The organism is Mycobacterium sp. BK086, from assembly GCA_004362315.1.
Lineage (GTDB): Bacteria > Actinomycetota > Actinomycetes > Mycobacteriales > Mycobacteriaceae > Mycobacterium.
In genome coordinates this window covers 744,859-764,559 of record SNWL01000005.1, presented here as the reverse complement: position 1 = coordinate 764,559, position 19,701 = coordinate 744,859, and the positions used below count along the sequence as shown (strand labels likewise).

The 19,701-nt window shown below is 67.9% G+C and carries 20 protein-coding genes and 2 riboswitches; of the genes, 14 read left to right on the top strand and 6 right to left on the bottom strand.

Features of this window, described 5'->3' with window-relative positions:
• Positions 1-26 precede the first annotated feature (26 nt).
• Together EV580_RS20215 and EV580_RS20210 are read left to right on the top strand one after the other, a co-directional pair.
• Positions 27-506 carry a VOC family protein gene (locus EV580_RS20215; RefSeq protein ID WP_133692964.1) on the top strand — a complete coding sequence of 160 codons (480 nt, stop codon included), beginning with the start codon at positions 27-29 and terminating at the stop codon, positions 504-506.
• Positions 503-1,963 (top strand): FAD-binding protein, encoded by a 1,461-nt coding sequence (locus tag EV580_RS20210; RefSeq protein ID WP_133692963.1) that lies wholly within the window; start codon positions 503-505, stop codon positions 1,961-1,963. Before EV580_RS20215 ends, EV580_RS20210 begins: the two co-directional genes overlap by 4 nt.
• Here the strand turns inward: EV580_RS20210 and EV580_RS20205 are convergent.
• The 5 genes from EV580_RS20205 to EV580_RS20185 form a co-directional block, all read right to left on the bottom strand.
• On the bottom strand, positions 1,960-2,622 hold the full coding sequence (locus EV580_RS20205) for a response regulator (protein WP_133692962.1): 663 nt from the start codon (positions 2,620-2,622) through the stop codon (positions 1,960-1,962). The genes EV580_RS20210 and EV580_RS20205 overlap by 4 nt on opposite strands.
• Positions 2,619-3,800 carry a sensor histidine kinase gene (locus EV580_RS20200; RefSeq protein ID WP_286171692.1) on the bottom strand — a complete coding sequence of 394 codons (1,182 nt, stop codon included), beginning with the start codon at positions 3,798-3,800 and terminating at the stop codon, positions 2,619-2,621. The genes EV580_RS20205 and EV580_RS20200 overlap by 4 nt, the downstream gene beginning before the upstream one ends.
• Positions 3,801-3,873: 73 nt before the next feature.
• Positions 3,874-4,095 carry a hypothetical protein gene (locus tag EV580_RS20195; RefSeq protein ID WP_133692961.1) on the bottom strand — a complete coding sequence of 74 codons (222 nt, stop codon included), beginning with the start codon at positions 4,093-4,095 and terminating at the stop codon, positions 3,874-3,876.
• A gap of 95 nt (positions 4,096-4,190) precedes the next feature.
• A complete protein-coding gene (locus EV580_RS20190) occupies positions 4,191-6,104 on the bottom strand; it encodes an ABC transporter ATP-binding protein/permease (protein WP_133692960.1) in 1,914 nt (637 codons plus the stop codon).
• Between the two features lie 79 nt (positions 6,105-6,183).
• Positions 6,184-7,743 carry an FAD-dependent monooxygenase gene (locus EV580_RS20185; RefSeq protein ID WP_133692959.1) on the bottom strand — a complete coding sequence of 520 codons (1,560 nt, stop codon included), beginning with the start codon at positions 7,741-7,743 and terminating at the stop codon, positions 6,184-6,186.
• A gap of 23 nt (positions 7,744-7,766) precedes the next feature.
• Between EV580_RS20185 and secA2 the strand changes: the two genes are divergently transcribed.
• From secA2 to gcvP, 11 genes are all read left to right on the top strand, one after another.
• Positions 7,767-10,100, top strand: a complete 2,334-nt coding sequence (gene secA2 / locus EV580_RS20180) for an accessory Sec system translocase SecA2 (RefSeq protein WP_133692958.1) — start codon at positions 7,767-7,769, stop codon at positions 10,098-10,100.
• 9 nt (positions 10,101-10,109) lie between these two features.
• Positions 10,110-10,712, top strand: a complete 603-nt coding sequence (locus tag EV580_RS20175) for a CDP-alcohol phosphatidyltransferase family protein (RefSeq protein WP_133692957.1) — start codon at positions 10,110-10,112, stop codon at positions 10,710-10,712.
• Positions 10,699-11,613 carry a DUF881 domain-containing protein gene (locus EV580_RS20170; protein ID WP_133692956.1) on the top strand — a complete coding sequence of 305 codons (915 nt, stop codon included), beginning with the start codon at positions 10,699-10,701 and terminating at the stop codon, positions 11,611-11,613. Before EV580_RS20175 ends, EV580_RS20170 begins: the two co-directional genes overlap by 14 nt.
• Positions 11,614-11,688: 75 nt before the next feature.
• Positions 11,689-12,021 carry a small basic family protein gene (locus EV580_RS20165; RefSeq protein ID WP_133692955.1) on the top strand — a complete coding sequence of 111 codons (333 nt, stop codon included), beginning with the start codon at positions 11,689-11,691 and terminating at the stop codon, positions 12,019-12,021.
• A 1-nt stretch (position 12,022) separates the two neighbouring features.
• Positions 12,023-12,778, top strand: a complete 756-nt coding sequence (locus EV580_RS20160; RefSeq protein WP_133692954.1) for a DUF881 domain-containing protein — start codon at positions 12,023-12,025, stop codon at positions 12,776-12,778.
• A 23-nt stretch (positions 12,779-12,801) separates the two neighbouring features.
• On the top strand, positions 12,802-13,197 hold the full coding sequence (gene gcvH / locus EV580_RS20155) for a glycine cleavage system protein GcvH (protein ID WP_133692953.1): 396 nt from the start codon (positions 12,802-12,804) through the stop codon (positions 13,195-13,197).
• 173 nt (positions 13,198-13,370) lie between these two features.
• A complete protein-coding gene (garA, locus tag EV580_RS20150) occupies positions 13,371-13,844 on the top strand; it encodes a glycogen accumulation regulator GarA (protein WP_166654781.1) in 474 nt (157 codons plus the stop codon).
• Entirely contained in the window at positions 13,844-14,575 is a 732-nt protein-coding gene (gene ftsR / locus EV580_RS20145) for a transcriptional regulator FtsR (RefSeq protein ID WP_133692951.1), read from the top strand. The genes garA and ftsR overlap by 1 nt, the downstream gene beginning before the upstream one ends.
• Positions 14,576-14,624: 49 nt before the next feature.
• The gene (locus EV580_RS20140) at positions 14,625-15,119 is read left to right on the top strand and encodes a bifunctional nuclease family protein (RefSeq protein WP_133692950.1); all 495 of its coding nucleotides are present in this window, start codon (positions 14,625-14,627) and stop codon (positions 15,117-15,119) included.
• A 211-nt stretch (positions 15,120-15,330) separates the two neighbouring features.
• The gene (locus EV580_RS20135) at positions 15,331-15,966 is read left to right on the top strand and encodes a MerR family transcriptional regulator (protein WP_133692949.1); all 636 of its coding nucleotides are present in this window, start codon (positions 15,331-15,333) and stop codon (positions 15,964-15,966) included.
• A gap of 14 nt (positions 15,967-15,980) precedes the next feature.
• A riboswitch (glycine riboswitch) is annotated at positions 15,981-16,078 on the top strand.
• Positions 16,079-16,183: riboswitch (glycine riboswitch) on the top strand.
• Positions 16,184-16,226: 43 nt separating this feature from the next.
• Entirely contained in the window at positions 16,227-19,070 is a 2,844-nt protein-coding gene (gene gcvP / locus EV580_RS20130) for an aminomethyl-transferring glycine dehydrogenase (protein ID WP_133692948.1), read from the top strand.
• 4 nt (positions 19,071-19,074) lie between these two features.
• On the opposite strand, the gene EV580_RS20125 is transcribed toward gcvP, so the two are convergent.
• Entirely contained in the window at positions 19,075-19,386 is a 312-nt protein-coding gene (locus EV580_RS20125) for a hypothetical protein (protein ID WP_133692947.1), read from the bottom strand.
• Positions 19,387-19,470: 84 nt separating this feature from the next.
• Here EV580_RS20125 and EV580_RS20120 point away from each other — a divergent pair, with 84 nt between their 5' ends.
• Entirely contained in the window at positions 19,471-19,656 is a 186-nt protein-coding gene (locus tag EV580_RS20120) for a hypothetical protein (RefSeq protein ID WP_183505075.1), read from the top strand.
• Positions 19,657-19,701: the final 45 nt, after the last annotated feature.

The window sequence follows — 19,701 nt, the reverse complement described above, 5'->3', positions numbered from 1 at the left end:
GGCGGGCCGGGGATATCCTCAAACCGATGACCAGCCAGACACCTGTCCAGATTGCGTGGGTGACCCACGACCTGGACGCCACCGAAGCGACGTTGACGGCGCTGCTCGGGGCCAGGAAATGGATTCGGATGCCCGATGTGCACTTCGGACCCGACACCTGTGTGCACCGGGGCGCACCCGCCGACTACCACGCCGACATCTCGCTGAGCTACGCCGGCGACACCCAGCTGGAGCTCATCGCCCCGACCAGCGGTGAGAGCATCTACACCGAGTTTCTGACCCAAAGCGGCCCCGGCCTGCACCACATCTGCGTGGAGGCCGCCGACCCCGACGCGTTCGAAGCCGCGCTGGCCGGCGCCGAGGTCGCCGCGCGCGGAGAGATGCCCGGCGGCATGCAGTTCGCGTACGTGTCCGCCCCCGCGGCCGGAGTGCCCTACCTCGAGATCGCCTACATCCCCGACGACATCCGCACGTTCTTCGACTATGTGAAACAGGAGCAGCAATGAGTGGCCTGGACATCCCCGCGACCGTCGACGCCGCCGAGGTGGCCGAGTGGTCCGACGACGTCGACGTCGTCGTGATCGGTTTCGGCATTGGCGGCGGCTGCGCGGCTGTGAGCGCCGCGGCGGCGGGCGCCCGGGTTCTGGTGCTCGAGCGCGCCGCCGTGGCCGGCGGCACCACGTCGATGGCCGGGGGTCACTTCTACCTCGGCGGCGGCACCGCCGTGCAGCAGGCGACCGGGCACAGCGACAGCGTCGAGGAGATGTACAAGTACCTCGTCGCGGTGTCCCGCGAACCCGAGCTCGACAAGATCCGGGCCTACTGCGAGGGCAGTGTCGAGCACTTCAACTGGCTCGAGGAGTTGGGAGTGGCCTTCGAGCGCTCCTACTACCCGGAAAAGGCGGTGATTCAGCCCAATACCGAGGGCCTGATGTTCACCGGCAACGAGAAGGTGTGGCCGTACAAGAACATGGCGGTGCCGGCTCCGCGCGGGCACAAGGTCCCCGTCCCCGGTGACACCCAGGGCGCGGCGATGGTCATCGATTTGCTTCTCAAGCGGGCCGCCGAACTTGGCGTGCAGATCCGCTACGAAACGGGCGCAACAAATCTCGTCGTCGACAACGACAGCGTCGTCGGCGTGGCCTGGAAGCGTTTCAACGAAACCGGGTCGATCAAGGCCAAGTCGGTGGTGATCGCCGCGGGCGGGTTCGTGATGAATCCCGAGATGGTGGCCAAGTTCACCCCGAAACTCGCCGAGAAGCCGTTCGTGCTCGGCAACACCTACGACGACGGGCTGGGCATCCGTCTCGGTGAGTCGGTGGGCGGTGCCACCAAGCACATGGACCAGGTGTTCATCACCGCGCCGGTCTACCCGCCGTCAATCCTGCTGACCGGCATCATCGTCAACAAGTTCGGCAAGCGATTCGTCACCGAGGACGGCTACCACTCGCGCACGTCGGGTTACGTGATGGACCAGCCCGACAGCGCGGCGTACCTGATCGTCGACGAGTCGCACATGCAGCGCCCGGAGATCCCGCTGATCACCTTCATCGACGGCTGGGAGACCGTCGAGGAGATGGAGGCCGCACTCGGGATCCCGACCGGCAACCTCGTCGAGACGTTGAACAACTACAACGAGCATGCCGCCAAGGGCGAGGACCCCGAGTTCCACAAGCAGCCGGAATTCCTTGCGCCGCAAGACAAGGGGCCGTGGGGCGCCTTCGACCTGACGTTGGGCAAGGCGATGTACTCCGGGTTCACCGTCGGCGGCCTGGCCACCGATGTCAACGGCGAGGTGCTGCGGGCCGACGGAAGCGTGATCCACGGCCTGTACGCGGCCGGGGCGTGTGCATCCAACATCGCCCAGGACGGCAAGGGCTACGCCAGCGGCACGCAGCTGGGGGAGGGCTCGTTCTTCGGGCGCCGCGCCGGCACGCACGCCGCGGCCACCGCGAAGGTCTAGGGCGAGCTCACGATGCGGTTGTCGTAGGCGAAGACGATCGCCGAAGCGCGGTCGCGCAGGCCGAGTTTGGTGAAGATCCGCCCGATGTGTGTTTTCACGGTCAGGGCGGAAATGCCTAGCTCATGAGCGATTTCGCCGTTGGTCCGGCCACGCGCGATCAACGTCAGCACGTCGAGCTCACGGGGCGTGACGCCGTCGAGCGCGGGGCTGGGCCGGGCCGGCTGCGCGGTATTTCGATAGGCGCTCAGGATGCGCCCCGTCACCGCGGGGTCGAGATAGCCATGGCCGGCGGCGACCGCGCGAACCGCGCGGATGAGCTCCTCGGCAGGGGAATCCTTCAGCACGAAACCGGCTGCGCCCGCACGCAATACGCCCGACAGCAGTTCGTCGTCGTTGAAGGTCGTCAGGGCCAGCACCGCGGGCCCACCGGCCTCAGACAGGCGCCGGGTCGCCTCGATACCGTCCATGCGTTTCATCCGGAGGTCCATGATGACGACGTCGGGCCGAAGCCGGCCCACGGCGTCGTCGACCTCGTCACCGTCGGTGCATTCACCGACCACCATGACACCGTGCTGGCGCTGCAGGATCAGGGCGAGGCCTGATCGCACCAGCTCCTGATCGTCGACGATCAGCGCGGTCACAACGTCCTCGTCGCTCATCGCGCCGTGTCCAGCGGCAGTTGCGCTCGCACCGACCAGCCGTCGCCGCGCGGGCCGGCATGGACGGTGCCGCCGAAGATCTCGATCCGTTGTTCCATCCCGTTGAGTCCTCGCCCCCGTGCGGTCCTGGGGACAACGCCCGCGCCGTCCGCGTCGTTGACAACACTCAACGTCGCCTCGTGCGCGGAGATCACCAGAGCCAGGCTCGACGATGACGCCGGTGCGTGCTTGGCGATGTTGGTCAGCGATTCCTGGGCGATGCGGTAGAGCGCCAATCCCGCAGCGGGAGAGACGTTCTGGTAGGACCCGCGGATCTCGGCGGTCAGGTTGAGCCCGGCTCGGATGAAATCGTCGGTGAGGCCGGCGATGTCCTCGACGCCGGGTTCCGGGGCCAGGGACTCGTTGCCCGCGTCCAGCAGCCCGACCGTGCGGCGCACATCCGACATCGCCTGGCGTCCGAGTTCCTCGGCCTGTCGCAGCGCGTCGACCGCGGCAGCGTCGGCGCCGCCGTGCTCGAGCGCGTGCCGGGCACCGGTCAGATGCAGCAGCGTGATGCTCAGGGAATGCGCGATGACGTCGTGGATTTCACGGGCGATCCGGCGGCGTTCGTCAGCTGCGGCGTGCGCGGCCAATTCGGCCTGGGTCCGTTGCTGTTCGATGAGCAGCTGGCGCTGAACGTGGATCAGGTAGCCGACGAGCCAGCCGATACCCAGGAACGCCAGATACAGCTCGGGAGTCTCCAGCCGATGCGCCGCTGCCGCGCCGATCAACAGCGCCGCAGCCGATGCGGCCGCGAGGAAGCCGCCCAGCTTCGAGGTGATGGCGCCGACGACGCCGACGGTCAGGGTGAGCAGCAGCGGTGCGAAATCACCGCGCACCGGTGTGGAGGTGGCGAAGAGCAGGACCGCCGTACCGGCCATCCATGCGGCCCACAGCGCTGGCCCCTCGTACTTGCAGACGTTGAAGACGAAGAACAGCACCCAGGGCATGAACGCGACGACGATTGCCGCCAGTGCCACCGGCCAATCGGACATCGGCCGTTGCAGCGTCGCGACAAGCCCGATCGCCACCATGGTCACGTCGATGATGACGACGAACGTCCAACTGAAGCCCGCCGGGATCATCGGCTCTCGGCTCCTGGCCCACTCCCGGAACTGTCGCCTCACCGCAACCAGCATGGGACAAGCCTAGGCGGGCCACCCGCTGGCCACATCGCCCGCGGGATGTACTCCGCTGGTAGTACACGCACCACTAGAGGCGGTGCATCTCCCGCTTCATCGCCGCGTCTTCCATGAATTCGGTACGCAACGCGGGATATGGCGGTCTGCGCCGACCCTCATCAGGTGCCATGGCCGCGCGAACGGCAGCGGCCCAGCTCCTGACCAGCTCAACGGGGCGGCGACGAAATACCGTGCGGGGCGCCACGACTGGCACCGCGCCGGCGGTGACGCTTCGAGCGTGTGCAAATGTCATGCACCCAACGCTAAAAACATTGCGCCCCAAGCACATCGTGCCGAGGAATGATCTTGATCTACGACCAAGGGAGGACGACGGGCGCTACCACCGCACTACAGCTTGATGGTTTCCTTGCCGTCGACCTCGCCGAGCCGCCATTCGCCGCCACCGAGCAGCTGCAGGTGCTTGGCGTGGTGCTGCTCGACGGTGGTGCGGTGGCTGACGCTGACCAGGATGGTGTCCGGCAGCACGGTGCGGACCATGTCGTACAGGGCGAACTCCAGGCCCTCGTCGAGAGCCGAGGTGGCCTCGTCGAGGAAGACTGCCTTGGGCCGGGTCAGCAGCACACGGGCGAACGCGATGCGCTGCTGCTCACCCGGGGACAGCACCTTGGCCCAGTCCTGGACCTCATCGAGCCGAATCATCAAGTGCGACAGCGCCACACTGTTCAGGGCGTGTTGCAGCTGACCATCGGTGATCTCACCGGAGGCCGCCGGGTACGAGACCACCGTGCGCAGATCACCAAGGGGCACATAGGGCATCTGCGACAGGAACATCGTCTCGTCGTCGTCGGGGCGACACAGCGCACCGGAGGTGTACGGCCACATCTGGGCCAGGCTGCGCAGCAGCGTGGTCTTACCAGCACCGGACGATCCGGTGATCACCAGCGTCTCGCCCGGTTCCAACCGGAGGTCGATCGCGTCGACCAACTGCTCCCCGCTGGGCGTGCGGACCTCCACCTGGCGCAGCTCCACCGCACCGTCCGGGCTGGGCACGACGCTCAGCTTGGGCAGTTCGCGCGCCTCGGCATTGGTGTCGACCAGTCCGTGCAGACGGATGATGGCCGCCCGGTAGGAGGCGAACGAGTCGTAGGCATTACGGAAGAACGACAGTGAGTCGTGGATGGAGCCGAACGCGCTCGACGACTGCGTGACGTCGCCGAGGTCGATCTGGCCGGCGAAGAGGCGGGGCGCCTGGATCACCAGCGGGAGCGGGTTGATGATCTGGCTCATCGAGAGGTTCCACCCGGTCAGCGCGATTGTGCGATTCACATACCGGCGATAGTTGGCGATGATCTGGGCGAACTTGGTGCGCAGCAGACCGCGCTCGACGTTCTCGCCGCGATAGAAGCCGACGGCCTCGGCGGAATCACGCAGCCGGACCAGCGCATACCGGAAGACCGCGTTGGTGAGCTCGTTGCGGAAGCTCAGCTTGATCAGCGGGTGGCCGATCCAGAACGCGATGATCGTCGCGAAGATCACATAGAACAGCACCACCCAGAACAGCGCGTGGCCGAGGGTAATGCCGGCGAAGGTCAGCGGGCCGGACAGATTCCATAGGATCAGCGCGAACGAAACGACCGTCACCAACGAGTTGATGGCCCCGAAGACGAGAGTGCTGGAGCTGCCGATCATCGGGGTGTTCGGCGACGCGCCGACCCCGGCGGTGAAGATGTCGATGTCCTGCTGGATGCGTTGGTCGGGGTTGTCGATGTCGGTGTCGGTGAATCGGGTGCGGTAGTAGGCGTGATCATCGAGCCAGTCACAGGTCAACCGGTCGGTGAGCCACACGCGCCAGCGGATGATGAACCGCTGCATGAAGTAGATGTCGAGCATCACCCGGCCGATGTAAATGGTGGCCAGGATGCCGAACAGGATCAGCGCGGTCCAGAAGCCGTGGATACCGGAATCGCGAACTTCCGCGTTGCCTGCGGCGCCGCCCTGGAAGGCGACCTGCAGCGACGTGTACAGGTCGTTGCTGTAGAAGCTGAGTAGCACGTCGAGGCGCACCGAGATGATCGTCGACAGCAACAACAGCGCGAGCCAGATCCAGACCCGGATGCTCTCGCGGCCCTTGAAGTAATCGCCGGTGATCCGCCAGTACTGCCGCCCCCACACGGTGTAGCGCGCCAGCAGCACCAGCACCGCGACGCTCAGAACAGCGCTGATCGCCCACGCTTCGGAAATCCAGATCAGGGACGGGACGAGCTCGTGCCCCCAGTCCTTAGACGGGGTGAACTTCTCCAACGCGTTACTCCTCCTGCGGCGGCTTTCCCGGCGAACCTACCCTTGCATCCAGGCGAACGCGCGGGTCCGCCCGAGATGGCTAGCGAAATGTGAGCTTCAGCTGCGCCGTCACGTTCGCCGCCGTGGGCGAGTCGCGGTCGGCCAAGCAAAGATAACCGTCGGGCCTGATGACGAACACAGCCGACGGCCCGGGGGCGTACCTCGCCGCGAACTCACCGGCTGCATCCCGCAGCAGGGGCAGCACGGTGTCGGCGACGTCGGCGTCCGGATCGGCCACCAGGTAGACGTCCATCTGACCGTGTGCGGCCTCGACCGCGGCCGCCGCCACCTCTTCGAGCCGTGCCACGTCGGCCGCCGTCGTCTCGGCACCGGCGTACAGCAGCGTGGTATGCCGGCGGCGGTCCAGCACGCTGAACAGCCGGACCGGCGCGGTGACTGCCGCGCGAGCCAACCCGGTCGCATCCGGGGCGCGCAGGCCCGCCCGCAACCCGGTGTCGCCTGACGCCCCGACGATCGGGCTGTCGCCGTAGTCGATCAGCAGCTGAGCTTCCCGGCGCAGGACGTGGTCGAGGTCGGTCTCGCCGGCGCCGATGCCCTGCTGGGCGTGCCGCACGGTCCGGCCGACCACCTCTTCGCCGACCGGCCTGCGCTCGGCGTCGTAACTGGCCACCAGGCCGTCCGCCGCGACGCCCTGCAGCACCAGCGCCAGCTTCCAGGCCAGGTTGTGGGCGTCCTGGATCCCGGTGTTCATGCCCTGCGCGCCCGTCGGCGGGTGAATGTGCGCGGCGTCGTCGGCGACGAACACCCGGCCGGTGCCGTAGCTGTCGACGATGCGGTGGCTGATGCCGAACACCGACGACCAGCGCAGATTCCGGGCAGTGGTCGGCTCCGGTGACAGCCGGTCCAGCACCGCCTGGATGTGGTGCAGTTCGGGTTTCGCGTCGGCGTCGAGCCCCTCGGGCACCAGCATGACCATCCGGTAGCGGCCCCGGTCGGGCAGCGGAATGGCCACCAGGATGTCGTCGGTGACCCCGTCGATCTGATGCATGCTGCGCACCACATAGCCGCGCGGTACCGACCAGTCGACCTGGACATCGCCGAGCATGTACTGCTCGGCGAACGCGCCACCGTCGAAGGCCAGGCCCAGCGTCTTGCGCACCGTGCTGTGCGCGCCGTCGGCGCCGATCAGGTAACGGGCGCGAATCACCTCGGTGCTCAGCGTGGCCGTCACCCCGTCGGCATCCTGCTCGAAGGTCTCCAGGCGCACCCCACGTTCGACCTGCACCCCGAGGTCAGCCAGTTCCTCGCGCAGGATGCGCTCGGTGGCGTACTGCGGCAGGCCGACGAAGCCGAACGGGACGTCGGGCGGGACCGCCATGGCGAGCTCGCCGACCCGCGCGCCGTTGACGTAGACGAACTGGCCGCAAAGCGGAATCGCGGCGTCGAGGAAACGGTGCAGCAGTCCCATCCCTTCGAAAATTTCGAGGGTCCGGGGTTGCACGCCAACGGCTTTCGCGTACTGCGGCGGGTCGATCACCGGATCGACGATCCGGCAGTGCACACCGTGCCTGGTGAGCTCCAGCGCGGCGGTCAGTCCGATGGGTCCCGCGCCGGCGATGAGTACGTCGACATCCGTCACGCCGCCGACGGTACCGTTGTCACGTGGCGAAAGATCGTAAGAACAGCGCTGCCGGACCCGGCCGCATCAGCCGGGGCTTCTGGCGTCTCCTGGGTGCCAGCACCGAGAAGACCAAAGCCGAGTCGATGGCCGAGGTGTCGGCCTCAGCCGAGTTCGACGAGAAGGCCAAGGGCCTCGACGACGAACAGCTGCTGAAGGCCGCCAAGCTGCTGGAACTGGGCGACCTGGCCGCCGCCGCCGACATTCCGCAATTTCTGGCGATCGCCCGCGAGGCCGCCGAACGGACGACCGCGCTCCGTCCTTTCGATGTACAGCTGCTCGGCGCGCTGCGCATGCTCGCCGGAGACGTCGTCGAGATGGCCACCGGCGAGGGCAAGACCCTGTCCGGCGCCATCGCCGCGGCCGGTTACGCACTGGGCGGGCGCAACGTGCACGTCGTCACCATCAACGACTACCTGGCCCGCCGCGATGCCGAGTGGATGGCCCCGCTGATCGAGGCCATGGGCCTGACGGTCGGCTGGATCACCGCCGAGTCGACGGCCGACGAGCGCCGGGCCGCCTACGAATGCGACGTCACCTACGCCTCGGTCAACGAAATCGGGTTCGACGTGCTGCGCGACCAGTTGGTCACCGACGTCGCCGACCTGGTGTCGCCCAACCCCGATGTGGCGCTGATCGACGAGGCCGACTCGGTGCTCGTCGACGAGGCGCTGGTGCCGCTGGTGCTGGCCGGCACCACCCACCGCGAAACCCCGAAGGTCGAAATCGTCCGTCTGGTAGGCGAATTGGCGGCGGGGATCGACTACGACACCGACTCCGACAGCCGCAACGTCCACCTCACCGAGGACGGCGCCAGGAAGCTCGAGGCCGCGCTCGGCGGCATCGACCTGTACTCCGAAGAGCACGTCACGACCACGCTGACCGAGGTGAACGTCGCCCTGCACGCGCATGTGCTGCTGCAGCGCGACGTGCACTACATCGTCCGTGACGGCGCCGTGCAGCTGATCAACTCCTCCCGCGGCCGGATCGCCTCGCTACAGCGCTGGCCCGACGGCCTGCAGGCCGCCGTCGAAGCCAAGGAGGGCATCGAGACCACCGAGACCGGCGAGGTCCTGGACACCATCACCGTGCAGGCGCTGATCAACCGCTACCCGACGGTGTGCGGGATGACCGGTACCGCGTTGGCCGCCGGTGAGCAGCTGCGCCAGTTCTACAAGCTCGGCGTCTCGCCGATCCCGTCGAACGCGCCCAACGTCCGCGAGGACGCCGCCGACCGGGTCTACATCACCGCCGCGGCCAAGACCGAGGCGATCATGGAGCACATCATCGAGGTGCACGCCACCGGCCAGCCGATCCTGGTCGGCACCCATGACGTCGCCGAATCCGAGGAACTGCACGAGCGGCTGATCCGCCGTGGCGTTCCGGCCGTGGTGCTCAACGCCAAGAACGACGAGGAAGAGGCCGCCGTCATCGCCGAAGCCGGCAAGCTCGGCACCGTCACCGTGTCCACCCAGATGGCCGGTCGCGGTACCGACATCCGGCTGGGCGGGTCGGAGGAGACCGACCACGATAAGGTCGCCGAGCTCGGTGGCCTGCACGTCATCGGCACTGGACGGCACCGCACCGAACGCCTCGACAACCAGCTGCGCGGTCGCGCCGGGCGCCAGGGCGACCCGGGTTCGTCGGTGTTCTTCGCCAGTTGGGAGGACGACGTCGTCGTCGCCCATCTCGACGAGGGCAAGCTGCCCACCGAGGCCGACGATTCCGGCAAGATCATCAGCGCCAAGGCCGGCACCCTGCTCGATCACGCCCAGCGGGTGGCCGAGGGCAGGCTGCTCGATGTGCACGCCAACACCTGGCGCTACAACCAGCTCATCGCCCAGCAGCGCGCGATCATCGTCGAGCGGCGCAACACCCTGCTGTCCACTCCCGCCGCGCGCAACGAGCTGAAGGATCTGTCGCCGGAGCGCTACGAGGAGCTGGCCGCGAACTCCAGCGACGAGCAGCTGGAGATCATCTGCCGCCAGATCATGCTCTTCCACCTCGACCGCGGCTGGGCCGATCACCTGGCCTACCTGGCCGATATCCGGGAGAGCATCCACCTGCGCGCCCTGGGCAGGCAGAACCCGCTCGACGAGTTCCACCGGATGGCTGTGGACGCGTTTGCCAATCTGGCCGCCGACGCGATCGAGGCCTCCCAGCAGACGTTCGAGACGGCCAACATCCTCGAAGAGGAGCAGGGTCTGGATCTGTCGAAACTGGCCCGGCCGACCTCGACGTGGACCTACATGGTTCACGACAACCCACTCAACGACGACACGTTGTCCGCGCTGAGTCTGCCCGGGGTTTTCCGTTAGGTTTTGTCCATGACGCAGCCGGCCCGCGATCGGGTGCTGACGATCCCGAACGTCTTGTCTGTGATCCGGCTCGTCCTGTTGCCGGTCTTTCTGTATCTGCTGCTGATCACCCATGCCTATGGCTGGGCGGTCGCGATCCTGATGTTCAGCGGATTCTCCGACTGGGCCGACGGCAAGATCGCACGGCTGGTGGCCAACCAGTCGTCGCGGCTGGGGGCGCTGCTCGACCCGCTGGTCGACCGCGTCTACATGCTGGCCGTACCGCTGGGCCTGGGCTTCGCCGGCGTCGTGCCGTGGTGGCTGGTGATCACGCTGATCGGCCGCGACCTGGTGCTGGCCGCGACACTGCCGATCGTGCGTAGCCGCGGGATCACCGCCCTTCCGGTCACCTACATCGGCAAGGCGGCGACGTTCGCGCTGATGTCGGGCTTCCCGCTGGTGCTGCTGGGGCAGCGGGACGCGCTGTGGAGCCGGGTGGTCGGCGCCGCAGGCTGGGGCTTCCTGCTCTGGGGTGTCGGGATGTACCTGTGGTCGGCGGTCCTGTATCTGCTGCAGGTGCGCCTGGTCGTGACCATGCTGCCCAGGGCGGGCGTCGGCGATGCCAGCCGCTGACAGCGCGCTGGGCGGCTACGACCCGCAGGCCGGCCGCAGCGAGCGCCACGAGAGGCGACCCACCCTGATCCCGCTGCCGGGCCTGCTGCGCTCGCTGCTGACCGAGCACCTCGACCCCGGCTACGCCGCGGCCGCCGCCGAGCGCGAACGCACCGGGCGATCCCGCAAACCGCTGGCCACCCATGCCTGGCAGGCGCTGGCCGCGCTGCTGATCGCCGCGGTGTTCGCCGCCGCCGTGGCCCAGGCCCGCTCCACCGCCCCGGGCGTCAACGAAGCCCAGCAGGTGCTGGCCGCCAGCGTGCGATCGGCCGATGCCACCACCGACCGGCTCACCCACCGCCGCGATGAGCTGGCCACCCAGGCCGACGACATCCAGCGCCGACAGCTGCGCGACGACGCCACCGGGCGCGACCTGCTCAGCCGGCTGGACGCGGCCAGCCTGGCCGCGGCCACCACCGCCGTCATCGGGCCCGGGCTGACCGTCACGGTCACCGATCCCGGGATGAGCCGGGGCCTGTCCGACGTCTCGAACCAGCGGGTGCCCGGCAGCCGGCAGGTGATCCTCGATCGCGATCTGCAGCTCGTGGTGAACTCGCTGTGGGCCAGTGGGGCCGAAGCGATCTCGGTCGGCGGCGTGCGGATGGGGCCCAACGTGACGATCCGCCAAGCGGGCGGCGCGATCCTGGTCGACAATCATCCGATCAGCAGCCCGTACACCATTCTCGCGGTGGGACCGCCGAACAGCATGCGCGATACCTTCGACCACAGCGGCGGCCTGCAGCGGCTGCGGCTGCTGGAGGCGTCCTACGGCGTCGGGGTCAGCGTGGCCAACGGTGACGGCCTGTCGTTGCCCGCGAGTGCGGTACGAGAGATTAAATTTGCCAAGCAAATCGGGCCTTAGGGTTATGTGTGGGCTGGGGGTACCCCCCGCCGAAGGCCAGGGGGAGAGCGAAGCGACCCGGGTCAAGGGAGAGGCATGATCGGAATCGCCGCACTGATCGTCGGCATCGTGCTGGGCCTGGTGCTGCACCCCAGCGTCCCCGAGGTCATCCAGCCGTACCTGCCGATCGCCGTCGTCGCCGCGCTGGACGCGGTGTTCGGCGGGCTACGGGCCTACCTGGAGAAGATCTTCGACCCCAAGGTGTTCGTGGTGTCGTTCGTGTTCAACGTGCTCGTCGCCGCGCTGATCGTCTACGTCGGCGATCAGCTGGGCGTGGGCACCCAGCTCTCGACGGCGATCATCGTCGTGCTCGGGATCCGCATCTTCGGCAACGCCGCGGCGTTGCGCCGCAAGCTGTTCGGGGCCTGAGATGACCGACGAACACGGCCGCCACGAACTGCCCGGCACCGCGCCGCCGGTCAAGCGGCCCCGCAGTCGCACCCAGCAGATGTTCGGCGTGCTGGGCGTGCTGCTGTGTGTGGTGCTCGGTATCGGCATCGCCACCCAGGTGCGGCAAACCGAATCCGGTGACGCGCTGGACACCGCGCGCCCGGCCGATCTGCTGGTCCTGCTCGGCTCCCTGCAGCAACGTGAGGCCGCGCTCAACACCGAGGTGGCCGAGTTGCAGCGCAACCTCGCGGCGATGCAGACCGCGGGCAGCAGCGACCAGGCCGCAATCCAGAACGCCCAGGCCAGGCTGGCCGCGCTGTCGATCCTGATCGGCACCGTCGGCGCCACCGGACCCGGCGTGAGCATCACGATCGACGATCCGGGACCGGGCGTCGCGCCCGAAACGATGCTCGACGTCATCAACGAATTGCGCGCCGCGGGGGCCGAGGCGATGGAGATCCGTTCCGGGCAGCGGGCCGTGCGGATCGGGGTGGACAGCTGGGTGGTCGGCAGCGCCGGCGCGCTGGAGATCGACACGCAAACTTTGAGCCCGCCGTATTCTGTTCTGGCCATTGGCGATCCACCCACCCTGGCGGCGGCGATGAACATCCCGGGCGGCGCCGTCGACAGCGTCGAACGGGTGGGCGGGCAAATGACCGTCTCGCAGTCCGACCACGTGGAGATCACCACCTTGCGGCAACCGAAAGCCCGCCAATACGCTCAGCCCGTCAAATGAGCAGCCCGACACCGAGGAGCACTGTGAGCGAAATCCCAGCCGACCTGCACTACACCGCCGAACACGAGTGGGTGCAGCGCACCGGTGGCGACACCGTGCGCGTCGGTATCACCGACTTCGCGCAGTCCTCGCTGGGCGATGTGGTGTACGTGCAGTTGCCCGACGTCGGCAGCGATGTCACGGCCGGCGAATCGTTCGGCGAGGTCGAGTCGACCAAGTCCGTCTCGGACCTCTACGCCCCCGTCAGCGCCAAAGTGATTGCGGTCAATGGCGATCTGGAGGCAAACCCCGGCCTGGTGAACTCCGATCCCTACGGCCAGGGGTGGTTGTTGGACTTGCAGGTCGACGGCGATACGCTCGACCAGGGGTTGGCGGCGTTGCTTGATGCGGACGCCTATCGGGGCACAGTGACCGAATAACGACAGCGACCGAATGACCTTGTTAGGGTGCCTGCCAACCACCGATCCGGCGGTGGTGGGCACAACGGCGACCACTGCGCGGTACGGTCGACGTAAGTGATGGTGGAGGCGGACGGGCGCCTTGAGCGGGCACTCCGCCAAGTATCGCCACGGCAGCCAGTGAGGAGCAGCGGGTGACGGACAAGGACCAGAACGAGACGTCTGAAGAGGTCACTGTGGAGACGACCTCCGTCTTCCGCGCCGACTTCCTCAACGAGCTGGATGCCCCGGCGACCGCCAGCGGCGAGAGCGCGGTGTCCGGGGTGGAAGGTCTCCCGGTCGGCTCGGCACTGCTGGTCGTCAAGCGCGGGCCGAATGCGGGCTCGCGGTTCCTGCTCGATCAGCCGACCACCTCGGCAGGCCGCCATCCGGACTCCGACATCTTCCTCGATGACGTGACCGTCAGCCGTCGTCACGCCGAGTTCCGGTTGGACGGCAACGAATTCCAGGTCGTCGACGTCGGCAGCCTCAACGGCACCTACGTCAACCGCGAACCGGTCGACTCGGCCACGCTGGCCAACGGCGACGAGGTCCAGATCGGCAAGTTCCGGCTGGTCTTCCTGACCGGACCCAAGCAATCCGACGACGAAGGTGGTCCGGGAAGCTAGTGACCGCACCCGATAGTCCCGCGCTTGCCGGGATGTCTATCGGAGCGGTCCTGGACCTGCTGCGACCGGACTTCCCGGACGTGACGATCTCCAAGATTCGATTCTTGGAAGCCGAGGGTCTCGTCACGCCGGAGCGCAGTGCATCGGGGTACCGGCGGTTCACCGCGTACGACTGCGCCAGGTTGCGATTCATCCTGACCGCGCAGCGCGATCAGTACCTGCCGCTCAAAGTCATCAAGGCTCAGCTCGACGCTCAACCCGACGGCGAGCTGCCGTGCAGCGGATCGCCTTACGCCGTACCGCGTTTGGTGACGGTGTCGGGCGCGGGTGCGGACGACGACGAGGATGCCGCACCCACGCAGGTGCGGCTGAGCCGCGAGGATCTGCTCGAGCGCTCCGGCGTCGGTGAGGAATTGGTGGTCGCCCTGTGTAAGGCCGGCGTGATCACCACCGGCCCCGGCGGGTTGTTCGACGAGCATTCGGTGGTCATCGCGCAGTGCGCGCGGGCGCTGGGGGAGTACGGCGTCGAACCGCGGCATCTGCGGGCGTTCCGCTCGGCGGCCGATCGGCAATCCGACCTGATCGCCCAGATCGCGGGCCCGGTGGGCAAGGCGTCGAAGACCGGCGCTCGCGACCGCGCCGACGACTTGGCGCGCGAGGTGGCGGCCCTGGCAATCACGTTGCACACGTCGCTGATCAAGTCCGCTGTACGCGACGTTCTCGACCGCTGAGGACTAGACTCAATCGGGGCAGCACAACCGGCGCGGAGGTCAGACACAGATGGGTGAGGTTCGTGTGGTTGGCATTCGAGTCGAGCAGCCCCAGAACCAGCCGGTTCTGCTGCTGCGGGAATCCAACGGCGACCGCTACCTGCCTATCTGGATCGGCCAGCCGGAGGCCAACGCCATCGCCCTCGAGCAGCAGGGTGTGGAGTCGACCCGCCCGCTGACCCATGACCTGATCCGAGATCTCATTGGCGCACTTGGGCATTCGCTCAAAGAGGTGCGCATCGTGGATCTGCGGGAAGGCACGTTCTACGCCGACCTGATCTTCGACCGCGATATCAAGGTGTCGGCGCGCCCGTCGGACTCGGTGGCGATCGCGCTGCGGATGGGTGTGCCGATCTACGTGGAAGAAGCGGTGCTGGCCGAGGCCGGCCTGCTGATTCCCGACGAGAGCGACGAAGAGCCCTCCGGCGCCGTCCGCGAGGACGAGGTCGAGAAATTCAAGGAGTTCCTCGACAGCGTGTCCCCGGACGATTTCAAGGCCACCTGAACGCCAAGATCACGGACGCGTATCACTTGGCCTGCAGCGGCTCGACACGCGCGACGGATGACGGGGAGCACGGGCACGGGCAGCCATACTTTCATCACGACGACGAGCACGACTGCCCGTCGAAAAGCGTATGCTCGATGGACTCGACATGGGCAAACGCGGTAGGTAGAGCGATCAGCGGGCCATAGTTCGAACGGCGAGAGGAAGCATCGTGGGCGAGCAGCCACGTCAGGGACAACTGGACCTTGCTGGCACTTCCGAAGGGCGCTTCGAAGCCGATTCGGCAGCCGGTATGCCGGTCGGCGAGCCGGTGCAGCCGGGCCTGTTCCCCGACGACTCGGTGCCCGACGAACTCGTCGGCTACCGCGGCCCGAGCGCCTGCCAGATCGCCGGCATCACCTACCGGCAGTTGGACTACTGGGCCCGCACCTCGCTGGTGGTGCCGTCCATCCGCGGCGCGGCCGGTTCCGGCAGCCAGCGGTTGTACTCGTTCAAGGACATCCTGGTCCTCAAGATCGTCAAGCGCCTGCTCGACACCGGCATTTCATTGCACAACATCCGCGTCGCCGTCGACCATCTGCGCCAGCGCGGCGTGCAGGACCTGGCCAACATCACGCTGTTCTCCGATGGCACAACGGTCTACGAGTGCACGTCGGCCGAAGAGGTCGTCGACCTGCTGCAGGGCGGACAGGGCGTGTTCGGCATCGCGGTCAGCGGTGCGATGCGGGAACTCTCCGGCGCGATCGCCGACTTCCCGGGCGAGCGTGCCGACGGCGGCGAATCGATCGCCTCGCCCGAGGACGAGCTGGCCTCCCGGCGGAAGAGCCGCGACCGCAAGATCGGCTAGACTCGGCGGCGTATCGCCCTCGCGCGGGAGAGCTTCGTGGCAGCCAGTCACGGACGCCGAAGGAGCAACACCTCTCCGTCAACCTCTCAGGCCCCAGGACCGCGCATGGCCACGATGCCTCTGGAAAGCGGTGACCGCACGGTCGCCCGCCCATGGGGAAAGGCGTAACGCCGAATCTCTCAGGCGCCCGGTCCGGGTCGACGACAGAGGGAGAGGACGCCGCTGACGGCTGCGTCCGCCCGAGTCAGGAGACCGCTCCAGTGCCCGACCACTCCCAGCCCACGTTCGCCGATCGTCATATCGGTCCGGATGCCGACGCCGTGTCGGCCATGCTCGACGTCATCGGCGTCGCCTCGCTCGACGACCTGGCCGCCAAGGCACTGCCGGCCGGCATCCTCGACGCCGTCGGTTCTGCCGGCCTGGCGCCCGGACTTGATCAACTGCCCGCCGCGGTCGGCGAGCACGAAGCGCTGGCCGAGCTGCGCGCACTGGCCGACACCAACACCATCGCCGTGTCGATGATCGGTCAGGGCTACTACGACACGCTGACCCCGCCGGTGCTGCTGCGCAACGTCCTGGAGAACCCGGCCTGGTACACCGCCTACACGCCGTATCAGCCGGAGATCAGCCAGGGCCGGCTCGAGGCGCTGCTGAACTTCCAGACGATGATCGCCGACCTGACCGGTCTGGATCTGGCCAACGCGTCCATGTTGGACGAGGCCACCGCCGCCGCCGAGGCGATGACCCTGATGCAGCGGGCGACGCGCGGGCCGGCCACCCGGCTCGCGGTCGACGAGGACCTGTTCCCGCAGACCGCCGCGATCCTGGCGACCCGCGCCGAACCGCTGGGCATCGAGATCGTCACCGCGGACCTGCGCAACGGCCTGCCCGACGGCGAGTTCTTCGGCGTCATCGCGCAACTGCCCGGTGCCAGCGGCCGGGTGACCGACTGGTCGAAGCTGGTCGAGACCGCACACGAGCGCGGCGCATTGGTGGCGCTGGGCGCCGACCTGCTGGCGATGACGCTGATCGCGCCGCCGGGGGAGTTCGGTGCCGACGTCGCCTTCGGCAGCGCTCAGAGATTCGGTGTGCCAATGGGATTCGGCGGACCGCATGCCGGTTTCCTGGCCGTGCATTCCAAGCACGCCCGTCAGCTGCCCGGCCGGCTGGTCGGGGTGTCGGTCGATGCCGATGGCGCACCGGCCTACCGGCTTTCGCTGCAAACGCGTGAACAGCACATCCGCCGCGACAAGGCGACGTCCAATATCTGTACCGCACAGGTGCTGCTGGCGGTGATGGCGGCGATGTACGCCAGCTACCACGGCCCCGACGGCCTGACCGGGATCGCCCGCCGCGTGCACGGTCACGCCCGTTCGCTGGCCGCCGGTCTGAGTGCGGCCGGCGTGGACGTGGTGCACGACAGCTTCTTCGACACCGTGCTGGCCCACGTCCCGAACCGGGCCGCCGCGGTGCAGGCCGAGGCCAAGGGACGTGGGATCAACATCTGGCGGGTGGACGCCGATCACGTGTCGATCAGCTGTGACGAGGCCACCACCGCCGCGCATGTCGCGCTGGTCCTCGAGTCGTTTGGCGCGTCGCCGGCAGGGGAGTACGCGGGCCCCGAAATCGAGCCGCGGACAACCGAATTCCTCACCCACCCGGCGTTCCATCGGTACCGCACCGAGACCGAGATGATGCGTTACCTGCGCACGCTGGCCGACAAGGACATCGCGCTGGACCGCAGCATGATCCCGCTGGGTTCCTGCACCATGAAGCTCAACGCGGCCGCCGAGATGGAGTCGATCACCTGGCCCGAGTTCGGCCGCCAGCATCCGTTCGCCCCGGCCGGTGACACTCCGGGGCTGCGCAAGCTGATCGCCGACCTGGAGACCTGGCTGACCGGGCTGACCGGATACGACGCAATCTCGTTGCAGCCCAACGCCGGATCGCAGGGGGAGTACGCGGGGCTGCTGGCCATCCGCGACTATCACGTGGGCCGTGGCGACACCGGCCGGGACGTGTGCCTGATCCCGTCCAGCGCGCACGGCACCAATGCCGCGTCGGCCGCGATGGTCGGGATGCGGGTGGTCGTGGTGGCCTGCCGGGAGAACGGCGACGTCGACCTGGACGACCTGCGCGCCAAGGTGACCGAGCACGCCGAGCGACTGGCCGCGATCATGATCACCTACCCGTCCACGCACGGGGTGTACGAACACGACATCGCCGACGTGTGCGCTGCCGTGCACGACGCCGGCGGGCAGGTCTACATCGACGGCGCGAACCTCAACGCCCTGGTGGGGCTGGCCCGGCCGGGCAAGTTCGGCGGCGATGTCAGCCACCTGAACCTGCACAAGACGTTCTGCATCCCGCACGGCGGCGGCGGCCCGGGCGTCGGGCCGGTCGCGGTGCGCTCGCACCTGGCCGCCTACCTGCCCGGGCATCCGCTGGCCGAGGAGCTGCCCAAGGGGCATGCGGTGTCCGCGGCGCCGTACGGGTCGGCGTCGATCTTGCCGATCACCTGGGCCTACATCCGGATGATGGGCGGCGACGGGCTGCGCAGTGCGACGCTGACGGCGATCGCGTCCGCCAACTACATCGCGCGGCGCCTCGACGAGTACTACCCGGTGCTGTACACCGGCGAGAACGGCATGGTGGCCCACGAGTGCATCCTCGATCTGCGGGGCATCACCAAGGCCACCGGCGTCACCGTCGACGATGTGGCAAAGCGGTTGGCGGACTTCGGTTTCCACGCGCCGACGATGAGCTTCCCGGTGGCGGGCACGCTGATGGTGGAGCCCACCGAGAGCGAGAGCCTGGCCGAGGTGGACGCGTTCTGCGAGGCGATGATCGCGATCCGCGCCGAGATCGACAAAGTCGGTTCGGGTGAGTGGCCGGCGGACGACAACCCGCTACACAACGCGCCGCACACCGCGGAATGCCTGCTGGTCGACGAGTGGACCCACCCGTACACCCGTGAACAGGCCGCCTACCCGCTGGGCAAGGGCTTCCGCCCCAAGGTGTGGGTGCCGGTGCGCCGCATCGACGGTGCCTACGGCGACCGGAACCTGGTGTGCTCGTGCCCGCCGGTGGAGGCGTTCGCCTAGCTACTTACGGGGCGTAGCAGGGCTCGGTGCCCGGGGTGTAGTACGGGATGCCGGTCGGCGAGATACAGGGTGCCTCGCCGGGGAACGAGGGCACCAGCAAGTAGGCGTACCCCTGCGGGAAGCCGTAGCGCGCCCAGTCGCCGGCCACCGCCGCATCGACGGCATCGCCGGCGATGCCCGGGGTGCAGCCACCGACGTTGACGTGCCGGCCACCGACATCGCCGCAAATATCGGCCTGGGCCACCGGGGCGATCGCCGCGGGGATTGCCGACAATGCGGCCACACTCAGCAGAATTGCTGCAGATTTCTTCGACATGTCGTGATTGTCGCAGGCAAACAGTCGTGCGTTACGCCAAACGTAGACTCGGACGTGCTTGCAGCCGTATCTGGAAGGAGCCCGGTGACCCTGACGACTTTCTGGCTATCGACGAGCCCAGCGGCCGTCACGGCGGCGGAATCCGCTGGGTCGGGCATCCCGACGCAGATCGTGTACGCCGGCATCGCCGGGTTGGCCGTGGGCGGCGTGATCGCGTTCGTGCAGTCGCGCAGACGCCGGCGGGACGACGCCGGACACGATGACGACTGATAGCGTCGCACCTGTGCTGCCTGCCAGCGTCCGTCAGTGGCAAGA

Bases quoted from the DNA above. Each gene is read 5' to 3' on its own strand.
- EV580_RS20215 (WP_133692964.1), top strand. From the start codon at position 27: ATGACCAGCCAGACACCTGTCCAGATTGCGTGGGTGACCCACGACCTG.
- EV580_RS20210 (WP_133692963.1), top strand. From the start codon at position 503: ATGAGTGGCCTGGACATCCCCGCGACCGTCGACGCCGCCGAGGTGGCC.
- EV580_RS20205 (WP_133692962.1), bottom strand. From the start codon at position 2,622: ATGAGCGACGAGGACGTTGTGACCGCGCTGATCGTCGACGATCAGGAG.
- EV580_RS20200 (WP_286171692.1), bottom strand. From the start codon at position 3,800: ATGCTGGTTGCGGTGAGGCGACAGTTCCGGGAGTGGGCCAGGAGCCGA.
- EV580_RS20195 (WP_133692961.1), bottom strand. From the start codon at position 4,095: ATGACATTTGCACACGCTCGAAGCGTCACCGCCGGCGCGGTGCCAGTC.
- EV580_RS20175 (WP_133692957.1), top strand. From the start codon at position 10,110: ATGACGCAGCCGGCCCGCGATCGGGTGCTGACGATCCCGAACGTCTTG.
- EV580_RS20170 (WP_133692956.1), top strand. From the start codon at position 10,699: ATGCCAGCCGCTGACAGCGCGCTGGGCGGCTACGACCCGCAGGCCGGC.
- EV580_RS20165 (WP_133692955.1), top strand. From the start codon at position 11,689: ATGATCGGAATCGCCGCACTGATCGTCGGCATCGTGCTGGGCCTGGTG.
- EV580_RS20160 (WP_133692954.1), top strand. From the start codon at position 12,023: ATGACCGACGAACACGGCCGCCACGAACTGCCCGGCACCGCGCCGCCG.
- EV580_RS20140 (WP_133692950.1), top strand. From the start codon at position 14,625: ATGGGTGAGGTTCGTGTGGTTGGCATTCGAGTCGAGCAGCCCCAGAAC.
- EV580_RS20125 (WP_133692947.1), bottom strand. From the start codon at position 19,386: ATGTCGAAGAAATCTGCAGCAATTCTGCTGAGTGTGGCCGCATTGTCG.